Annotated in this window: 16 protein-coding genes; 6 read left to right on the forward strand and 10 right to left on the reverse strand. The window is 70.4% G+C overall.

Annotation, left to right across the window (positions count from 1 at the left end; genetic code table 11):
- Positions 1 to 12: 12 nt before the first annotated feature.
- Together D7X32_RS17305 and rho are read right to left on the reverse strand one after the other, a co-directional pair.
- Positions 13 to 333: a hypothetical protein gene (locus D7X32_RS17305; protein ID WP_120603659.1), complete on the reverse strand. Its 321-nt coding sequence runs from the start codon at positions 331 to 333 to the stop codon at positions 13 to 15.
- A gap of 25 nt (positions 334 to 358) precedes the next feature.
- Complete coding sequence (gene rho, locus D7X32_RS17310; protein WP_120603660.1) at positions 359 to 1972, reverse strand: transcription termination factor Rho; 1614 nt, start codon at positions 1970 to 1972, stop codon at positions 359 to 361.
- Positions 1973 to 2469: 497 nt separating this feature from the next.
- Here rho and ligA point away from each other — a divergent pair, with 497 nt between their 5' ends.
- The 6 genes from ligA to D7X32_RS17340 all read left to right on the forward strand — a co-directional run bounded on the left by ligA (position 2470) and on the right by D7X32_RS17340 (position 10736).
- Complete coding sequence (gene ligA, locus D7X32_RS17315) at positions 2470 to 4494, forward strand: NAD-dependent DNA ligase LigA (RefSeq protein ID WP_120603661.1); 2025 nt, start codon at positions 2470 to 2472, stop codon at positions 4492 to 4494.
- Between the two features lie 10 nt (positions 4495 to 4504).
- Positions 4505 to 4792, forward strand: coding sequence for an acylphosphatase (locus D7X32_RS17320; protein WP_120603662.1), 288 nt, complete (start codon positions 4505 to 4507; stop codon positions 4790 to 4792).
- On the forward strand, positions 4789 to 5232 hold the full coding sequence (locus tag D7X32_RS17325) for a DUF3052 family protein (protein ID WP_120603663.1): 444 nt from the start codon (positions 4789 to 4791) through the stop codon (positions 5230 to 5232). The genes D7X32_RS17320 and D7X32_RS17325 overlap by 4 nt, the downstream gene beginning before the upstream one ends.
- Positions 5233 to 5805: 573 nt before the next feature.
- Positions 5806 to 8487 (forward strand): Rne/Rng family ribonuclease, encoded by a 2682-nt coding sequence (locus D7X32_RS17330; protein WP_120603664.1) that lies wholly within the window; start codon positions 5806 to 5808, stop codon positions 8485 to 8487.
- Positions 8488 to 8937: 450 nt separating this feature from the next.
- Positions 8938 to 10260, forward strand: coding sequence for a YhjD/YihY/BrkB family envelope integrity protein (locus tag D7X32_RS17335; protein WP_244239050.1), 1323 nt, complete (start codon positions 8938 to 8940; stop codon positions 10258 to 10260).
- A 125-nt stretch (positions 10261 to 10385) separates the two neighbouring features.
- Complete coding sequence (locus D7X32_RS17340) at positions 10386 to 10736, forward strand: HU family DNA-binding protein (protein WP_043321998.1); 351 nt, start codon at positions 10386 to 10388, stop codon at positions 10734 to 10736.
- A 3-nt stretch (positions 10737 to 10739) separates the two neighbouring features.
- Here D7X32_RS17340 and D7X32_RS17345 read toward each other — a convergent pair whose 3' ends face one another.
- The 8 genes from D7X32_RS17345 to D7X32_RS17380 form a co-directional block, all read right to left on the reverse strand.
- Positions 10740 to 12815, reverse strand: a complete 2076-nt coding sequence (locus D7X32_RS17345; RefSeq protein WP_120603665.1) for a flagellar biosynthesis protein FlhA — start codon at positions 12813 to 12815, stop codon at positions 10740 to 10742.
- Positions 12815 to 13861: an EscU/YscU/HrcU family type III secretion system export apparatus switch protein gene (locus D7X32_RS17350; RefSeq protein WP_120603666.1), complete on the reverse strand. Its 1047-nt coding sequence runs from the start codon at positions 13859 to 13861 to the stop codon at positions 12815 to 12817. The genes D7X32_RS17345 and D7X32_RS17350 overlap by 1 nt, the downstream gene beginning before the upstream one ends.
- Entirely contained in the window at positions 13858 to 14652 is a 795-nt protein-coding gene (locus tag D7X32_RS17355; protein WP_120603667.1) for an EscT/YscT/HrcT family type III secretion system export apparatus protein, read from the reverse strand. Before D7X32_RS17355 ends, D7X32_RS17350 begins: the two co-directional genes overlap by 4 nt.
- Positions 14649 to 14918 carry a flagellar biosynthetic protein FliQ gene (locus tag D7X32_RS17360; RefSeq protein ID WP_120603668.1) on the reverse strand — a complete coding sequence of 90 codons (270 nt, stop codon included), beginning with the start codon at positions 14916 to 14918 and terminating at the stop codon, positions 14649 to 14651. The genes D7X32_RS17355 and D7X32_RS17360 overlap by 4 nt, the downstream gene beginning before the upstream one ends.
- A gap of 4 nt (positions 14919 to 14922) precedes the next feature.
- Positions 14923 to 15648 carry a type III secretion system export apparatus subunit SctR gene (sctR, locus tag D7X32_RS17365; RefSeq protein ID WP_120603669.1) on the reverse strand — a complete coding sequence of 242 codons (726 nt, stop codon included), beginning with the start codon at positions 15646 to 15648 and terminating at the stop codon, positions 14923 to 14925.
- Positions 15645 to 16142, reverse strand: coding sequence for a hypothetical protein (locus D7X32_RS17370; protein ID WP_208752453.1), 498 nt, complete (start codon positions 16140 to 16142; stop codon positions 15645 to 15647). The genes sctR and D7X32_RS17370 overlap by 4 nt, the downstream gene beginning before the upstream one ends.
- Positions 16139 to 17293 carry a type III secretion system cytoplasmic ring protein SctQ gene (gene sctQ / locus D7X32_RS47540; RefSeq protein ID WP_279635588.1) on the reverse strand — a complete coding sequence of 385 codons (1155 nt, stop codon included), beginning with the start codon at positions 17291 to 17293 and terminating at the stop codon, positions 16139 to 16141. The genes D7X32_RS17370 and sctQ overlap by 4 nt, the downstream gene beginning before the upstream one ends.
- Positions 17294 to 17447: 154 nt before the next feature.
- Complete coding sequence (locus D7X32_RS17380; protein ID WP_120603671.1) at positions 17448 to 17927, reverse strand: hypothetical protein; 480 nt, start codon at positions 17925 to 17927, stop codon at positions 17448 to 17450.
- Positions 17928 to 17929 lie beyond the last annotated feature (2 nt).

The following is a 17929-nucleotide window of genomic DNA, read 5'->3' on the forward strand; positions in this document are numbered from 1 at the left end:
AGGCACCGCGCGCTACTGACAGGCGGCGGCGCAGCGCGCGTTGCGGCACGTCGGGATGCAGCGGCCGCAGTCCACGCTGTCGGGAGGACAGGTCCCGTCGCACCGCACGCCCGCGCAATTCGGCCCCTCGTCGCGGTGGGTGATGGCGGTGCCCTCACCGCAGCACGCGTTCGCCACGCAGTCCGAGTCCTCGTAGCAGACCTGGCTGGAGAGCACCGGAGGGGTGTCATCCAGCGGCAGGTCCTCCACCCCGATGTCGCACCCCGCCAGGAACCCCAGGGTGAGGCCCGCGACAGCGCGGGCAACGAAACGCAGGAGGTGGGTACGACGCATGGGTGGCTCCTTGGGCCGGAAGCGACTACCGGTTCATCGAGCCCAGGAACTCCGCGTTCGCCGCCGTCGGACGCATGTGCTTGAGCACGAACTCCATCGCGTCGATGGGGGTGAACGGGTGGAGCACCTGGCGCAACGCCGTAATGCGCACCAGGTCCGACTGAGACAAGAGGAGCTCCTCCTTGCGGGTGCCGGATTTGTTGATGTCGAGCGTTGGGAAGATGCGCTTCTCCATCAACTTCCGATCCAGGACGATTTCGGAGTTACCCGTGCCCTTGAACTCCTCGAAAATCACCTCGTCCATGCGGCTGCCGGTGTCGATGAGCGCCGTGCCGATGATGGTGAGGCTGCCGCCCTCTTCGATGTTGCGGGCCGCGCCGAAGAAGCGCTTGGGCTTGTGGAGCGCGTTGGCGTCCACGCCGCCGGACAGAATCTTGCCGGACGCCGGCACCACCGTGTTGTAGGCGCGCGCCAGACGGGTGATGGAGTCCAGCAGGATGCAGACGTCGTACTTCTGCTCGACCAGGCGCTTGGCCTTGTCGATGACCATCTCCGCCACCTGCACGTGGCGCGTGGCGGGCTCGTCGAAGGTGGAGGACACCACCTCGCCGCGCACGCTGCGCTCCATGTCCGTCACCTCCTCCGGGCGCTCGTCCACGAGCAGCACGATGAGGTAGACGTCCGGGTGGTTGCGGCTGATGGCGTGCGCGATGTTCTGCAGCAGCACCGTCTTGCCGGCCTTCGGAGGCGCCACGATGAGACAGCGCTGGCCCAGACCGATGGGACAGAACATGTCGATGATGCGCGTGGTCATCTCCGACGACTCGTGCTCCAGCTTGAGCTTGCGCGTCGGATAGAGCGGCGTGAGGTTGTCGAACAGGATGCGCTCACGCGCCGCGTCCGACATGGGGTCCGCGAAGTTGACCTTGTCCACCTTCTGGAGCGCGAAGAAGCGCTCGCCCTCGCGGGGCTGGCGGATGGGGCCCGTCACCGTGTCGCCGGGCCGCAGGTTGAAGCGGCGCACCTGCGACGGGGACACGTAGATGTCGTCCGGGGACGGCTGGTAGTCGCTGTCCGAGCTGCGCAGGAAGCCGAAGCCGTCGCTGAGCAGCTCCAGCACGCCTTCCGCGTGGACTTCGAAGCGCTTGTCCGCGATGCCACCCAGCAGCGCGAAGATGAGGTCCTGCTTCTTCAGACCCTGGTAGCCCTCGATGCCCGTGTCGTGGGCCATCTTCGCCAGGTCGACGATCTTCATCCGCTTCAGGTCATTGAGCTTGATGACCTGCATCGGGGTGCCGTCACGCTCGACCTCCGTGATGGCGGGGGACTCGGTGGACTCCTGCGGAGCGGCCGGAGCGGCCTCCTCGGCGGGCGCCTCCTCCGTGCCGCGCAGCTCCTGGAGCTCGTCGTCGCGCACCGGGCGGGAGATGGGCGTGAGCACCGGACGGGGCGCTTCCACGGCGACCTCGGGAGCCTCGGCCTCCTCGGCGGGAGCCTCCTCCCGACGGGCGGGCGCACGGCGCGAGCGGGGCGCGGGCTTCTCCGCCTCCTTCGCCGCGGCGCGCTTGCGACGGGGCTTCTCCTCCGCGGTGAACGAGGGCTGGACTACCTTCTCTCGGGGGGAACGGGCTTTGGCCATGACGGTCTGCAGACGGAAAAAGGGGGGAATCGCCCGAAGGCTCGGGCAGGCTGTACGCGGGACGGGGGTCCGTCCGCGCGGCGCTCGGAAGCACCTTCCAGGGGGGCAGCACCACCCAAGTCCTGGGAGCGGACCGGAGGGCGCGTGGGCCTGTGGTTGGGAAGAGACGGCGCCGGGGGAACCCCTGCGCCTGGAATCGCGCTGGAAACTATTGACCGCCTCCAGAGCTGTCAAGGCATCCTTGCCTGGCTCTGTCCCGTTTTTCAGGGGGTTGCACTGGAGGGCGGGTGTCCCACCAACAGGGAATCCGCTATGTAGCTGAAATTCGGGCCTAATGGGGCGATAGCATCGCCTCCTTGCCGTGCAACACGCGTCCCCGGGTTCTCCTTCCCGGCTGGGCAGGCAGGCGTGTCAGGTGGGGCCGGTAGAGTGGTGCTCCTCCAACGCGGGGCGTGCGCAACTGGCCGCGCCCTTGAATTGGGGTAAGGACACACCCCGTGGACACCTTCCCGAAAGCCGAAGCCCGCGCCCGAGCGCTCCGTCAGGAGCTGGCCCACCACAACCACCGCTACTACGTGCTGGACGCGCCGGAAATCAGTGACGCGCAGTACGACACGTTGATGCGGGAGCTCCAGGCGCTGGAGGAGCAGCACCCCCAGCTCGTCACGCCGGACTCGCCCACCCAGCGCGTGGGCGGGGCGGCGGTGGAGGACTTCGGGCAGGTGGTGCACACCGCGCAGATGCTGTCGCTGGCGAACATCTTCGATGACGCCGGGCTGACGGAGTTCGACGAGCGCATCCGCAAGCTGACGGGCCTCACGCAGGTGGGCTACGTGTGCGAGCCCAAGCTGGACGGCCTGGCCATCTCGCTGAGGTTCGAGGGCGGCCGCTTCATCCAGGGCGCCACGCGCGGCGACGGCACCACCGGCGAGGACGTCACGGCGAACCTGCGCACCATCAAGAGCCTGCCCCTGGAGCTGTTCCCCCAGGACGGCGTGAAGGTGCCCAAGCGGCTGGAGGTGCGCGGCGAGGTCTTCATCCGCAAGGAGGACTTCCGCAAGCTCAACGAGAAGCGCGAGGAGGAGGGCGAGTCGCTCTTCGCCAACCCGCGCAACGCCGCCGCGGGCAGCCTGCGCCAGCTGGACCCCAAGGAGACCGCCGCCCGGCCCCTGTCCGTCTACCTCTACGAATGCGTGCCCGGCGACGGCGTGCCCGCCTTCAAGACGCACACGGAGAAGCTGGAGTACCTGAAGACGCTGGGCCTGCCCATCAACCGCTACCAGGCCGCGGCAGGGGCCGACGGGGTGCGCCAGCGCTACGACGAGTCCATGAAGGGCCGCCACGCCCTGCCCTTCGAAGTGGACGGCATGGTGGTGAAGGTGGACGACGAGGACCTGCGCCGCCGCCTGGGCCAGGTGTCCAAGAGCCCGCGCTGGGCGGTGGCCTACAAGTTCCCGCCGGAGGAGGAGTCCACCACGGTGGAGGACATCGGCATCCAGGTGGGCCGCACGGGCGCGCTCACGCCGGTGGCCCACCTGAAGCCGGTGAAGGTGGGCGGCGTCACGGTGTCGCGCGCCACGCTGCACAACGAGGACGAGCTGCGCCGCAAGAACGTGCGCAAGGGCGACACCGTCTTCGTGCGCCGCGCGGGTGACGTGATTCCGGAGATCGTCTCCGTGGTGCTGTCCAAGCGCCCGGAGGACTCGCAGCCCTTCACCTTCCCCACCCACTGCCCGGTGTGCGGCGCGGTGGCGGCCAAGGACGAGGACGGCGCCATCATCCGCTGCACGGGCGCGTCCTGCCCCGCGCAGCTGGTGGAGAAGGTGCGCCACTTCGCCAGCCGCATCGCGATGGACATCGAAGGCCTGGGCGACAAGCTGGCCACGCAGCTGGTGACGTCCGGGCAGGTGAAGGCGTTCGCGGACGTGTACGCGCTCACCCGGGACTCGCTGCTCAAGCTGGAGCGCATGGGGGAGAAGAGCGCGGACAACCTCCTGGCCTCCATCGAGGGCAGCAAGAACACCACCCAGCGCCGCTTCCTGTATTCGCTGGGCATCCGCCACGTGGGCGACTCCACGGCGCGCGCGCTGGCGGAGGCCTTCCCGGACGTGAAGTCGCTCTTCACGGCCAGCCTGGAGGACATCAGCCGGGTGAAGGACGTGGGCCCGGTGATGGCGCAGGTCATCCACACCTTCTTCCAGGAGCCCCAGAACCAGGCCGCCATCCAGGCCCTCCTGGACGCGGGCGTGCAGCCGGCGCCCCCGGCGGTCGCCACGGGCGGCCCCTTCGTGGGCAAGACGGTGGTGCTCACCGGCACCATGGCGGGGCTGGCGCGCGAGCAGGCCAAGGAGGAAATCGAACGGCGCGGGGGTAAGGTCTCCGGAAGTGTCTCGCGCAAGACCGATTTCGTGGTCGCCGGCGAGGACGCGGGTACCAAGCTGAAGAAGGCGCAGGAACTCGGGGTAAGAATCCTGGATGAGCAGGCGTTCCTGAAGCTGCTAGAAGGGGACGCAAGAGCATGAGGCCAGAGGCATGAGCACGCAGCGCCGGGTGACCCTGCGCATCCAGGGCACGGTCCAGGGCGTCTCCTACCGGGAGAGCGCCCGCCATGAGGCGCTGCGCCTCGGTGTTTCGGGCTGGGTGCGCAACCGGAGCGACGGCTCCGTGGAGGCCACGGTGGAAGGCGAACCGGGCGCGCTGGACGACTTCATCCGCTGGTGTCACACGGGTCCCCGCATGGCGCGCGTCACGGACGTAGCGCGCACCGACGGCGGGGCCACTGGCGAGTTCCGCACCTTCACCGTGGAGCGCACATCATGACGCCCTACGCCCTGGCTTCCCTGCCGGCCATGCTGGGCATCCGGTCCGGCACCAAGGTTTCCGTCATCAACCCCCCGCGGGGCTTCGTGCAGAAGCTCAACCCGCTGCCGGACGGGGTGGAGTTCCTCGTCACCGCCCAGACGGGGCTGGACGTCATCCTCTTCTTCACCTCCGACGCCACGGAGCTGGTGCAGCGGCTGCCCGCGCTGTCGCGCGCCACCACCCTCAACGGCGGCATCTGGGTCTGCTGGCCCACCGGCGAGGGCGTGAAGACGCGCCTGTCCGAGGACTTCGTGCGCCAGGCGGCGCTCGACATTGGCCTCGTGGACAACAAGATCTGCATCATCGACGAGACCTGGACCGGCCTGCGGCTGGTGCGGCGTCCGCGCGGGAAGCTGGACAAGCCGGAAGGGCGCAAGCAGGCCCCCGCCCAGGCCTGAACGTCCGTTTCCGAGCGGCTGGACGCCCGGAGGGCGGGCCCGCCCTCCATCTGCCCGACAGTGGATGAACGGGCGCATCGGGCCTTTACACACCTGGAGGGGCGTGGAAAACTCTCCGTGTTTCTGGGTGGTTGTGTGACGCCCCGCGTTGGCGGGACATCAGGCCCAGGCAGGAATTTCGACGGGTTGCGCTTCCGGTTTCCTCCGGATGCCCCTGCTGCTCCGGGGCCCCCAGACGCCCCCCCAAGGTGGCCCACGAACGGGCACCGACCGGGTGTGGAAGAGGGGGCGGACGGCACGGGCGTGGTGGGAGCCTCGAGCGCGTGAAGAGAAGCAGCCCCCCCGGTACGGTGCCGGTCGCAATGCGGGGCGACATGAACTCGGAGGAGCAGGCGGCGATGTCCTCGGCCCCCACCCAGGTGATGCGTTCTCCCTCCGGGTCTTCCGGAAGGCGTCCACACGCCGGGGGGCCACCGGCCGCCTCCCCCATCGCAGCGTGCTCGGAGGTGTGGCGTCTCGCCGCCTCCCGTCCGGTGAGGTCCCCCCTACCGCGCGCGCTACCAGGATTCATCCATGAGCAGTGTGCTCGTCATCAACGCCGCGGGTCGGGAGACCCGGGTGGCGCTCGTCGAGGGCGGCCATATCGCGGAGTTCTACCTCGAGCGTAAGAAGGACAAGGGCGTCGTCGGAAACATCTACAAGGGTCGCGTCGTCCGGGTCCTCCCGGGCATGCAGGCGGCCTTTGTCGACATCGGGTTGGAGAAGGCCGCCTTCCTGTACGTCAGCGACGTCGTCTACGACCCGGACTTCGCCCGCGCGCAGTTCGAGCTGACCGAGGGCGAGCACGAAGACGCCCCGGAGGTCCCCACCGAGTCCGAGGCCGACGCCGTCGAGGCCGCCGCCTCCACGGTCCCGGACGCCACGCACGCCCTGCCCGCGGGCACGGAAGCCGCCCCGGCCCCCCAGGAGCCGGTGCTCGCTCACGACGGCGCGCTGGCCCTGGACGTCCAGGCCCAGGCCGCCCCCGCCCCCCAGGGTGAGTCCGCGGAAGCGTCGCCCGAGGCCGTGAAGCCGGCTCCGGAAGCCGCCCCGGTGGAGGCCCAGGCCTCCTCCGAGCATGCCGAGCCCGTGGCCGCCGTGGAGGCCCCGGCCGAGGGTGCCGCCCAGGAGGCGCAGGTCACGGTGTCCACCGCCGCCGTGGCGGTGCCGCTGACGGAGAACGGCTCGCCCACTGTGGAAGCCCCCGTGCTGGTGCAGGAGACGCCCGCGGAGAGCGTCACCGTCGCCACGCTCACCGAGTCCGGCGCTGCGTCCACGGCGGACGGCGCCGCCGAGCCGCCGCCGCACGCGGCCGCCCTGGGCGAAATCATCCCCTCCCCCGCCGAGTCCGCCCGTGCCGCCGAGGTCTCCGGCGAGCGCCGCACGCCGCGTGAGGCGCGCGAGGCCCGCGAGCCGCGCAACCGGGAGGGCCGCGAGAAGGACAAGGAGAAGGACAAGCGCCGCCCGGAGCAGCCGCGCCGCGAGAAGCGCGACGAGGAGAAGGAGAAGCCCAAGCAGCGCAAGACGGACAAGATCGAGGACCTGCTGAAGGTCGGCCAGGAGGTGGTGGTCCAGATTTCCAAGGACCCCATCGGCACGAAGGGCGCGCGGCTCACCTCGCACATCTCCATCCCCGGCCGTCACCTGGTGTTCATGCCCACGGTGGACCACGTGGGCATCAGCCGCCGCATCTCCAACGAGAAGGAGCGCCGGCGGCTGCGTGAAATCGTGGACCGGCTGCGGCCGCCCGGCACGGGCTTCATCGTGCGCACCGTGGCGGAGAACGTTCCCCAGGAGAAGCTGGAGAGCGACATCCGGTTCCTCATCGAGGTGTGGAACCAGGTGGTGCGCCGCAACGAGAAGCGCGGCGGACCGGGCCTGCTGCACCCGGACCTGGACCTCATCCTGCGCGCCACGCGCGACCTGTTCGCCCACGACGTGGAGAAGCTCGTCGTGGATGACGCGGAGGAGTACGAGCGCATCCAGGGCTTCGTCACCGCGCAGGACCCGGCGCTGCGCGACCGCGTGGTGCTGCACGAGACCGACGAGCCCGTGTTCGACGCCTACGGCATCGAGCAGGAGCTGCAGCGCGCCACCCAGCGCAAGGTGTGGCTGAAGAGCGGCGGCTACCTCATCATCGACCAGGCGGAGGCGCTCACCGCCATCGACGTCAACTCGGGCCGCTACGTCGGCAAGAAGAGCCTCGAGGAGACCATCACCAAGATCAACGTCGAGGCAGCCAAGGAGATCGTCTACCAGCTCCGGCTGCGCAACATCGGCGGCATCATCATCTGCGACTTCATCGACATGGAGAAGGCGCAGAACCGCGACAAGGTCTTCAAGTCGCTGCAGGAAGCGCTGGGCCGAGACAAGGCCAAGACGAACGTGCTGCGCATCTCCGAGCTGGGCCTGGTGGAGATGACGCGCAAGCGCGTGCGCGAGTCCATTGGCCGCGTGCTGCACGAGGACTGCCCGTACTGCGACGGCAAGGGCTTCGTGAAGACGGCGACCACGGTCGCGTACGAAATCTTCCGGGAGATCCGCCGCGAGGCGCCGGGCTACAAGGACTCCACGCTCGTCATCAACTGCAACGCGGAGGTCGCACGGCTGTTGCAGGGCGAGGAGCGCAACGAGCTGCGGCACCTGATGGACCGCTACAACAAGTCCATCCAGGTGAAGGCGCAGCAGAACTACCACCGCGAGCAGTACGACATCTACGGCCGGTCGGCCACGGGCCCCGAGCACAAGGTGGCCTCGTCGCCGGGCTCCGGTGACGGCGAGCTGGCGATGCAGCAGCGCCGTCCGGAGAGCAACTACGGCGGCCGGCAGGACCAGGGACGCCGCGGCGGAGGCCGGGACCGAGACCGAGAGCGGAGCGGCGGCGGTGAGAACCGGGGTGGCGCTGAGAACCGTGGCGCCGGTGAGCGCAGCGGGGGTTCCGGCGGAGGCGAGCGCGGCGGCGGTGACCGTCGCGAGGGCCGGCGTCCCGAGCGCGGCGAGCGCGGCGGCGAACGCAACCGGGGCGGTGACCGCGAGCGTCGCGGCGGTGAAGGCCGTGGCGGCGAGAACCGTGGGGGCGAACGCGGGGAACGGTCCGAGCGCGGCGAGCGCGGAGGCGGTTCTGGCGGGGGCAACAACGGTGGCGGCAACGGCACGCCTCCCGCGGCGTCCGGTGGCGGCTCGTCGGAGCCGTCCGGTGGGGGCAGCGAAGGCTGACCCCTCGAGCGGCGCCGGGCCCACTGAGTCCGGTCCGTGAGTGACAGCGAAGGCCCGGTGGGTGCACACCCCGCCGGGCCTTCTGCATTGAACGGCGTGTGACGTGCTGGGACACGGCCTCCCGCACGGTGACCAGCCAGGCAGACAAGGTCCGTGAATGTGCCGACAACGTCCGCTTCCGTGGGGTGGGCGGGCTGGTTCGCCGGGGCCGAGTTTGACTACGGTGGCGCTTCCACACCGGGGGTGTCGTCCACCCCTTGGCCCATTTGAATCGCCCGGGATGAATCGCTCGCCTCCGCGCCTTCGCACCCTGCTGGACTCCCGCGGCCTGGCCGCCTCCGGCTGGAAGCACGCCAGGGGGGAGCGGTGAGGATGGTCCGGAGGTGGTCCTGGCGCGTCCGGCGGCCCCTGGTCCGGGCGCGGGCCTGGGCGCACCAGGCAGCGGCCCGTGTGTGGGCGCCCATCGGGGCCACATCAGCGGGCCGCTTCGCGGCGGACATCTTCTTCGCGGGGCGCACCGTGGCGCGCGGCTTCATGGGCGAGAACCTGCGCCTGCGCGCCGCCGCGCTCACGTACATCAGCATGTTCTCGCTGGTGCCGCTGCTGACCGTGGGCATCGTGCTGCTGCGCACGCTCCACCAGGATCAATTCCAGCGGAAGCTGCGCTTCGTCATCTCCGAAGTGCTGGCACCGGGGGTCAGCGAGGAGTCCGCCGCCCTGCTCGACCGGTTCCTGCACCCGGGTGACTCCATCGCGGTGGGCAGCGTGGGCTTCCTCGCGGTGCTGCTGTCGGCGGGCTCGCTGCTGCGCCACATCGACGGCGCGGTGAACGAGCTGTGGGGCATCCGGCGCCAGCGCCCGTGGCTGACGCGCCTGTCCATCTACGCGGGGCTGCTGCTCCTGGGGCCCATCTTCCTGGCCATCTCCTTCTCGGGCACGGGCCGGGTCCGCGTGCTCCTGCAGACCTACGCGCCCTCCGCGCCGCTGTTCATCGCCGTGGGCACCACGCTCATCGCCATGGGCAGCCTGACGCTGCTGTACCTCTGGACGCCCTACGCCCACGTGCGCGTGCGCTCGGCGCTGGCGGGCGGCCTGGTGGCGGGCCTGGGATGGATGCTGGCGAAGCAGGTGTACGCCGAGTTCGCCGCGCGCAGCTTCCTCTACAACCCCCTCTACGCGTCGCTGGGCGCCCTGCCCCTGTTCCTCGCCTGGGTGTACGTCAGCTGGCTGGTGATGCTGTTCGGCGCCCGGCTGTCCTACGCGGTGGAGCACGTCTCCTTCCGAGGTTCGCTCTTCGCCTTTGGCAGCCACCCGCGCGCGCACGAGCTGGTGGGCGCACGCGTCGCCCAGGACGTCACCCTGTGCTGGGTGGATGGGCTCACCCCGCCCCTGCCGCGCGAGCTGGCCACGCGGCTGCGCGTGCCGGAGTCGCTGGTACACGAAGTGGTGGATCGGTTGGTGGAAGCCCGCCTGCTGGAGCGGGGGCGACGGGGTGGCCTGCGCCCGGCGAAGGACCCCGCGGAGCTCACGCTCGCCGACCTCACGCTCGCGGTGCACGGGGTGATGATCACCGGCGGCCCCGACACCTGGACGGGCCCCAAGGCCCCGGGCTTCGAACAGTTCGAACCCTTGTTCCAGGCGGCCGACTGTGCCGGGGTCGACCTGCTGCGCCGCACCCGGTGGCTGGACCTCGTGACGCCGCTGCGCCCGGGGCTGCTCGCCACGCCCGTCCCCGAGGCCCCCAAGGCAGCAGCCAGCGGCGGAAATCCGTAACGTTTTTAGAGGGTTGGGAGCCTACCCGGCTTGCAAGGAGGAGGTGTTCTGTTATGTATTCGGGACTCGACAACGGGCCAGAGAGCCCTGTCACCAAGGGGTCACGGGGTTTGCGGGAGCGTCCGATGCTCAAGTCCGATCTGATCAACATCCTCGTTGCCAAACGAGGCGTGACCCAGAAGCAGGCGGAGGCGACCATCGAGACGATTTTCGAGTCGATGAAGGACGCCCTCTGCCGCGGGGAGAACATCGAGATCCGCGGGCTTGGCGCCTTCCACGTGAAGAACTACCAGGGCTACCAGGGCCGCAACCCGAAGACGGGCCAGGTCATCCCGGTGAAGCCCAAGCGCGGCCTGCTCTTCCGCACCGGCAAGGAGCTGCGCGACCGGGTCAACCGCCCCGCGCCGCTGCAGGCCCAGTCGGACCTGCCGCCCTCCTCCGAGTTCAAGGGCAGCAGCGGCACCGGCACCCTCTAGGCCTCACCGCCCCACGGCGACCGGCGCCAGCCGGCCGATGGGGCGAATCTGCAGGTCTCCGTCCAGCTCACCGTAGGTGAGCACCGCCACGTCCGGGAACGGGCCCTCGCACAGCTTGCGCAACGGACGGCGGATGTCCGGAGCCGCGAGCAGCACCGCCCGGCCCCCGTTGGCGATCTGCCGCACCCCTTCCAGTATCTCCATGACGCGCTCAGGCTCCGGCGCGGGCCCCCGGGGACCGCTGGCGCGCAGCACCTCCTCCACTTCCGGATCCACGAGGTACGCGTACAGCGGGCCCGTGGGCGCGAACTGGTGGCTCAGGTAGCGGTGCAGGGCCTGGCGGCAGCGCTCGGCCAGGGCGGTCGCGTCCCCTTCGGTGGTGGGCGCCACGAGCGCCTCCAGGATGGCGCGCAGGTCGCGGATGCTCACCTGCTCCTGCACGAGCCGCCGCAGCACGTCCACCAGCAGCGGCAGCGGCACCTTCTGCAGCGCTTCCTTCACCAGCACGGGTGACTGGGCCTCCAGCCCTTCCAGCAGCCCCTGCACCTCCTGGAGCCCCAGCAGCGCGGCGGCGCGAAGGCGGAGCACGGACCGGAGGTGGTCCGCGATGAGCTCCGACGGCTTGCGCACCGGCACCTGGGCCAGCTCCAGCCGGGAACGGGCCCCCTGCCCCACGCGGCTGATGGGCCGCCCGCTGGCGGGCTCCACGGACGCCTCCGCCTGGACCTCCAGGAAGGCCAGCTCGCCGGGAGGAACGAGCGCGTACAGGGCACCGGGCTGCACCACGCCGCCCCCCGCGGGCACTTCGTCCAGGAGGATGCGGTACTCGCCCGGCCCCAGGTAGGCGGCGTGGGTCCGCACCCGGATGCCAGGGATGCGCACGCCCAGCTCGAAGAACAGCTCGTCGCGAACGGCGTTCAGCACCGTGTGCACGAAGGCGCCGCCGTCAGCCTCCGCGAGCGGCGTCAGCTGCGCGGACAGGTCCAGCGTGAGCGGCGTCACGCCGACCGGCGCCTTCGCACTCTCAGGAGGCTTGCCCGCGGCCCCAGCCGCCACGGCGGTCCCCGTGGAGGCCTCGTCCGTCGCCTGCGGCTTCTCCGGCGCCTGCCCCTTGCGCCGCAGCGCATGGCCGAGCCCTCCGAGGCCCGCCGCCAGGACGAGGAAGGTCAGGTGCGGCATGCCCGGCATCAAGGCCAGCGCGACGCACAGGCCGGCGACGGTGGCCAGCGTGCGGAAGTCGCCGAAGAACTGGGAGCCAATCTCCGTCCCAAGCGAGTCCTCTTCCTTCTCCGACGCCACCCGCGTGACGACGAGGCCCGCGGCCACCGCGATGCACAGCGAGGGCACCTGGGACACGAGCCCGTCACCGATGGCGATGAGGGCGAAGGTGGCGGCGGCCTCGGAGAAGGACTGGCCGTTCTGCAACACGCCGATGAGGGTGCCACCCAGCAGGTTCACCGCGACGATGACGAGGCCCGCGACGACGTCGCCCTTCACGAACTTCATCGCACCGTCCATGGCGCCGAACATCTGGGACTCGCGCTCCAGGTCGCGCCGTCTCCGCCGGGCCATCGCCTGGTCGATGGCGCCCGCGCGCAGGTCCGCGTCGATGGACATCTGCTTGCCCGGCATGGCGTCCAACGTGAAGCGGGCGGACACCTCCGCGACCCGCTCGGCGCCCTTGGTCACCACCAGCAGTTGGACCAGCGTGAGGATGGCGAACACCACCGCGCCCACCACGTAGTCGCCTCGCACCACGAACTCGCCGAAGGCCTGGATGACCTCGCCCGCATGGCCCTCGGAGAGCGCCAGCCGCGTGGACGACACGTTGAGCGACAGCCGGAACAGCGTGGTGAAGAGCAGCAACGTGGGGAACGACGTCACCCGCAGCGCGTCCTTCGCGTTCAGCGCCGCGACCAGCAGCGCCACCGCCGCGGCCAGATTCACCGCGAGCCCCACGTCGAGGAGCCACGCCGGCAGCGGGATGATGAGCGCCCCCAGCACCGCCGCCATCGCCACCGCGAGCACGACGTCCGAGGACTGGCGGGCCTTCAGCAAGACCTTCTTGAATGGGTGCATCACGTCTGTCTCCGTGGACGGTCGTCCGGCTCGCGCAGCTCCATCGCGGTCCGCAACACGACGGCCGCCGCCTGGTACAGCTCCTCGGGGATGGACTCTCCGACGTCGAAGTGGATGAGGCTGCGGGCCAGCGGCACGTCCCGGACCACGGGGATGCCCTGCCGGCGCGCCTCCTCCTTGAGCGCGAGCGCGTCCTGCTCACGGCCCTTGGCCACGAGGTAGGGCGCGTCGTATTCGCCCGCGTCGTAGCGGAGCGCGACCGCGATGTGCGTGGGGTTGACGATCACGGCGGTGGCCTTCTGCACTCCACGTGCCGGACCGCCCTGCGCCAGTTGTCGATGCAGCGCCCTCCGTTGACCCTTGTGGCGCGGGTCGCCCTCGCTCTCCTTGTGCTCCCGTTTGACCTCTTCGCGGGTCATCATCAGCTCGTGCCGGTGCCTGCGCCGGGCGAGCGCGTAGTCCACGGCGCCGCACCCCAGCACCACCCACGCGAGTCGCGTCACCAGCGCCGCCAGCCTGCCGACCAGGAACTCCAGTCCCCGGGTTCCATCGAGCCATGCGGCCCGCAGCGCATCGGGGCCGACCGCCTCCACCTCGTTCCAGACGATGAGGGCCAGCAGTGCCGCCACGAGCAGCGCCTTGCCCATCTCGACCAGCGGCCGGACGCTGCAGAGGCGTTTGAAGCCCGCCGCAGGGTTGATGCGCTCGAGCTTCGGCGCGGCATGGCGCGCGTCCAACTCAAATCCCACCGTAGCGACGGAGACGGCCAGCGAGGCCACGAAGGCCCCGCCCAGCGCGGGGCCACCCAGCCGGGCAGCGACCCAGGCACCCTCCTCCCATGCGCCCACGAGGGTCTGCTCCAGCATCAACCGCGCGGCCCAGTCCCTCAGCCGTGCGAAGCCCTCTGGCGCGAACGCGATGAAGCCCAACAGCCCCCCCAGCGTCGCCGCGCTGGAGGACAACATCCGGCTGCGAGGATGCTGGCCCTTGCGCCTCGCATCGCGCAGCCGCTTCGCGGTGGGCTGTTCCGTCTTCTCTCCGCTCATCGGGAGACCTCGCCCAGCAGGGCCAGCGCACCTTCCGTCGAAGCCACGCCCGCGAGCAGCCGCTCACACAACAGCCCCACGCCCAGCCACAGCAGCGCGCCGCCCCCGAGGATGCGCAGTGGAGCCCCCAGCTCCTGGAGGTTCACCTGTGACGCGGCCCGGGAGGCAATGCCCAGGAAGCAATCCACCGCGAGCGACGCGGCAGCCACCGGGGCTCCCACCGCGAGCCCCGTGGCCATGGCGCCGCCCACCATCACCACCACGTGCAGGGCCGAGGCCTCCGTGGGCACGAAGGCCCCCAGCCGAACCACTCCGAAGCCGCGCAGCAGGGCCGAGAGGACCACCGGGAACAGCGCCCCCGACACCACCCTCGCCACCAGCAGGTGGTACAGCGCATCCCCCGTGGCTGACTCGCGGCTCCCCGCCAGCGGCAGGCTTGCCTCCGCCGAGGTCCCCCGAAACAGGTCGATGAAGCGGCCTCCCATTCTCGCCGCGTCGAAGGGCAGCGCGGACACGAGCCCCACGGAGACACCGTAGGCCAGCTCACGCACCACGAGTGCCGCCATCACGACTGGCGTCTCCACCGTGCCGCTGAACTCCACCCCCGCTTCGACATGCAGGAAGAGCGACAGCGCCAGCACCAGGCCCAGTCGGACCGTCGTGGGCGCGGCCTGTCCCCCCAACAACGGACAGAGGAACGCGATGGGCACGAGCCGGGCCGCGCACAGCGCCACCGCGACGACGTGCGGTCCCAGTGAGAGGAGCTGTTCACCCAGCACGTCCGGGTTCACAGCGCCACGTCCGCGATGAGCATGAGGAGTTGCTGGGTGAAGCGAGTGAGCTGACCCGCGATCCACGGACCCGCGAGCACCAGGGACAGCACCGCCGCGCACAGCTTGGGCACCACCGACAGCGTGCTCTCCTGCAACTGCGTCGTTGCCTGGAAGAGGCTCATCAGGAAGCCGACCACCAGGCTCGCGCCAATGGGCGGCAGCGAGGCGACCACCATCAACAGCAGGGCTTCACGCCCCAGGGTGAGCAGGACGTCCTGGGTCATGGCGTCACCGGTAACCGAGGATGAGTCCCCGCGCGAGCAGGGCCCAGCCATCCACGGCCACGAAGAGGAGGATCTTGAAGGGCAGGCTCACCTGGCCTGGCGACAGCGTCTGCATGCCCAACGCGAGCAACACGTTGGCGATGACCATGTCGAGCACCAGGAAGGGCAGGAAGACGATGAAGCCAATCTGGAAGGCCTCCTTCAGCTCGGTGATGACGAAGGCCGGGATGACGACGAACAGGTCCGTCTCCTGCACCTGCTCCGACTCCTCCGGGGGACGCAGCTCGCGGGCCAGGTCCACGAAGCGGGCCCGCTCCTCCGGACTGCCGTGCTTCACAAGGAAGCCGCGCAGGGGCTCCGTCACCTGCTTCGCGGCGGAGAGGACCTGCGCTCCGGAGTGCACCTCGTCGTACGCCGCCTGTCCCGCGTCGTACATGCGCTCCATCACCGGCGCCATGATGTGCCCCGTCAGCACCACCGCGAGCCCGGTAAGCACCAGCGTCGGCGGTGCCTGCTGCGTGCCCATCGCCGAGCGGGCCAGGGAGAGCACCACGGCGATCTTCGAGAAGCTCGTCAGCATCAGCACCGCGAACGGCAGCAGCGACAGGAGCGCGAGCATCCCCATCATCGCCAGCGGACTGCCGGCATAGGAGGCCTGCGACAAGGACGGCTCCGCGGCGAACGCGGTCGCGGGCAGGAACACGCCGCATCCCAATCCGAGGGCCTTCATCCTCCACCCCGCTTCCGGGATGCGCCGCACGCGGCCGTAGCCTTGGTCTGGCGCGCGCGAGGGAAGAGCACCGTAGGCTCCAGTTCCAGGTCCATGCGAGGTTTCACAGTCGGCCTGGGCCTGGATCCAGACAGCACCACCATGGCGCGCGTCTCATGGATCTCCGCGAAGGTGTCGCCGTAGGCCACGAGGTAGCGCCGTCCATCCGCCTCCACGAGTGCGAGGCCGCAGCGCTGGGAAAGCCCCGTCCGGGAGACGATGCTCAGCGGCTCCAGCGCGGCTGCATCCGCGCTCCCGGCCGTACCTCCCTTGCGGAGCAACACCCAGCCCAGCCCCGCCAGCGCCATCGAGCCGATCAGCAGGCGCGAGGTGCCCACCAGAGACAGTCCCCCCAGTGGCGCGAGCGTCGCCAGCCCCACGAGCAGGGCCGACGCGAACAGCAGCCGGCCGCGTGGAGAGAACGAGGACAGCAACATGTTCACCGGTGCGCTCACGGCAGCAACGCCAGGATGCGGGCGCCCACTTCGCCTTCGATCTCCACCAACTCCGCACGCGCGACCACCCGGTCACCCACGCGCAGCAGCACGGGGCTGCTCGCATTCACGTGCAGGGGCAGCAACGTGCCCGGCTTCAGCGCCGCCAGCTCCGACAGGGGCAACAGCAACCGCGTCAGTTCAATCTCCACGTCCACCGGGAGCGGCGGCATCGCCTCGCTCCGCTTGTTCGTCGCCACCATGTCCGACTCCTGTCGGGCCGCGTGCGAGTGCACGCTCCCTGTCGAAAAACCGTCCGCGAGAAACTCGCCCCGGAGCGCGAAGCCCCGGGTGATCAGCTGTCCCTTCCCCTCGAGCCGGCCGTCCCGGAGACGCACGCCCTCGAAAAGCACGACGTCTCCCTCGGCCAGCGAATCCACGGCCGAGGCCTGCAACGGACTGCTCCCCACGAGGCAGCGCGCCGGGAGCGATGCCGCCAGCACCTGGGACGAGACCGCGCCTGCCAGCTCCACGGGCAGTTCCTGAAACGCGGTCTGCACGGCACGGGCGGGCAGGAGCACCCGTCCCCCCGCCGTCGTCCCCTCCACCGTCGCCGTCAGGGACACCGCCACGTAGGGCTGCCGTGCATCCACCCGCGTCAGCACGTCACCGCGCCGCATGGACACCGCGGACAGACGCGGTCCCAGCCTGCGCACCCATTCTCCGTGCCCACGGATCGCGGCCAGGGAGGAGAGCATCAGGTACACCAGCGTGGCCTCTTCCAGCCGCGTCAGCTCCGCCACGGGAGCCGGAGGCAGTCTCGTCCCCGCCAGCTTCGCCAGCGCCGCGAAGACCAGCGGCACCTCCAGCTCCACGATGGCGGTGCCGCCCACCGCTGACAGCTCCACCAGCGCGAACACCATGCCCACCGCCAGCTCGCGCTCCGGCTGGACCGCCGCGTCCACCAGGTGCCCCTCCACCTTGACCGCCGCGCCCACGTCCCGTGACAGCGCCGCGCCCACGTCGCGCAAGAGCTCCGCTCCCCAACGTCCCACCTGAGGCCGCCGCCCCAGCACCAGATGGGCGCGCGTGAGCCGGCGTGCCCCCGGACGGAATGGCCGCGTGGGCTTCTTCGCGGCACTGGTGGACCTGACTGGATTCGTCGTTTGCATCCGGAGCTCCAAGACGGCGATGGGACACACGTCCCCTGTGCACGGCCATGGCCAGCGGGCCGGCTCGTGGAATCAGGGTGTTGGCAGGGGGTGGAGGTCCGTCATCGGGATGCGGCGTTCCCGGTTCGGGATGGCCCTCCACCCATCAGGCCGCTCAGCGCAGGGCTTCGCGGATGCGCCGCTCCGCCACGGCGGTCAGGACCGGTGCGGCCTCTACCCGCGGCCCAGTGCCTTCCCACTGGGGAAACCGGCTGCGGTGGTACGGCGGAAGCCCGCTCAAGGCTTCCTGGCGCAGGGCTTCAGGAGCTGTCTCCAGGAAGAGAGCCAACCGGTTCGCGGCGTCCGCCCGCTCTCCGAACTCCACCGCCACCTTGGCCTGCCGTTGCGCGGAGGGCATGGCGGCGAAGCGCTCCAGATGCCGCAGCGCCCTTCCCGCTTCCGCATCCACCAGCCCGCCCAGCAGCTCCGCGGCACGCTCCCGCCCCAGGACGCAGACGACCAGCGCGATGCGCTCCAGGGGCAGGGACAAAGCGGGCAGCGTGACGTCCGCTACCGTAGGCCGTGGTGCTTCCTTCCGAGACGGCAGGAGCTTCCGGGCCATGCGCAGCGCCCGTCCCACGCGTGTGGCTTCCATGG

Source organism: Corallococcus carmarthensis (genome assembly GCF_003611695.1).
Taxonomy (GTDB): domain Bacteria; phylum Myxococcota; class Myxococcia; order Myxococcales; family Myxococcaceae; genus Corallococcus; species Corallococcus carmarthensis.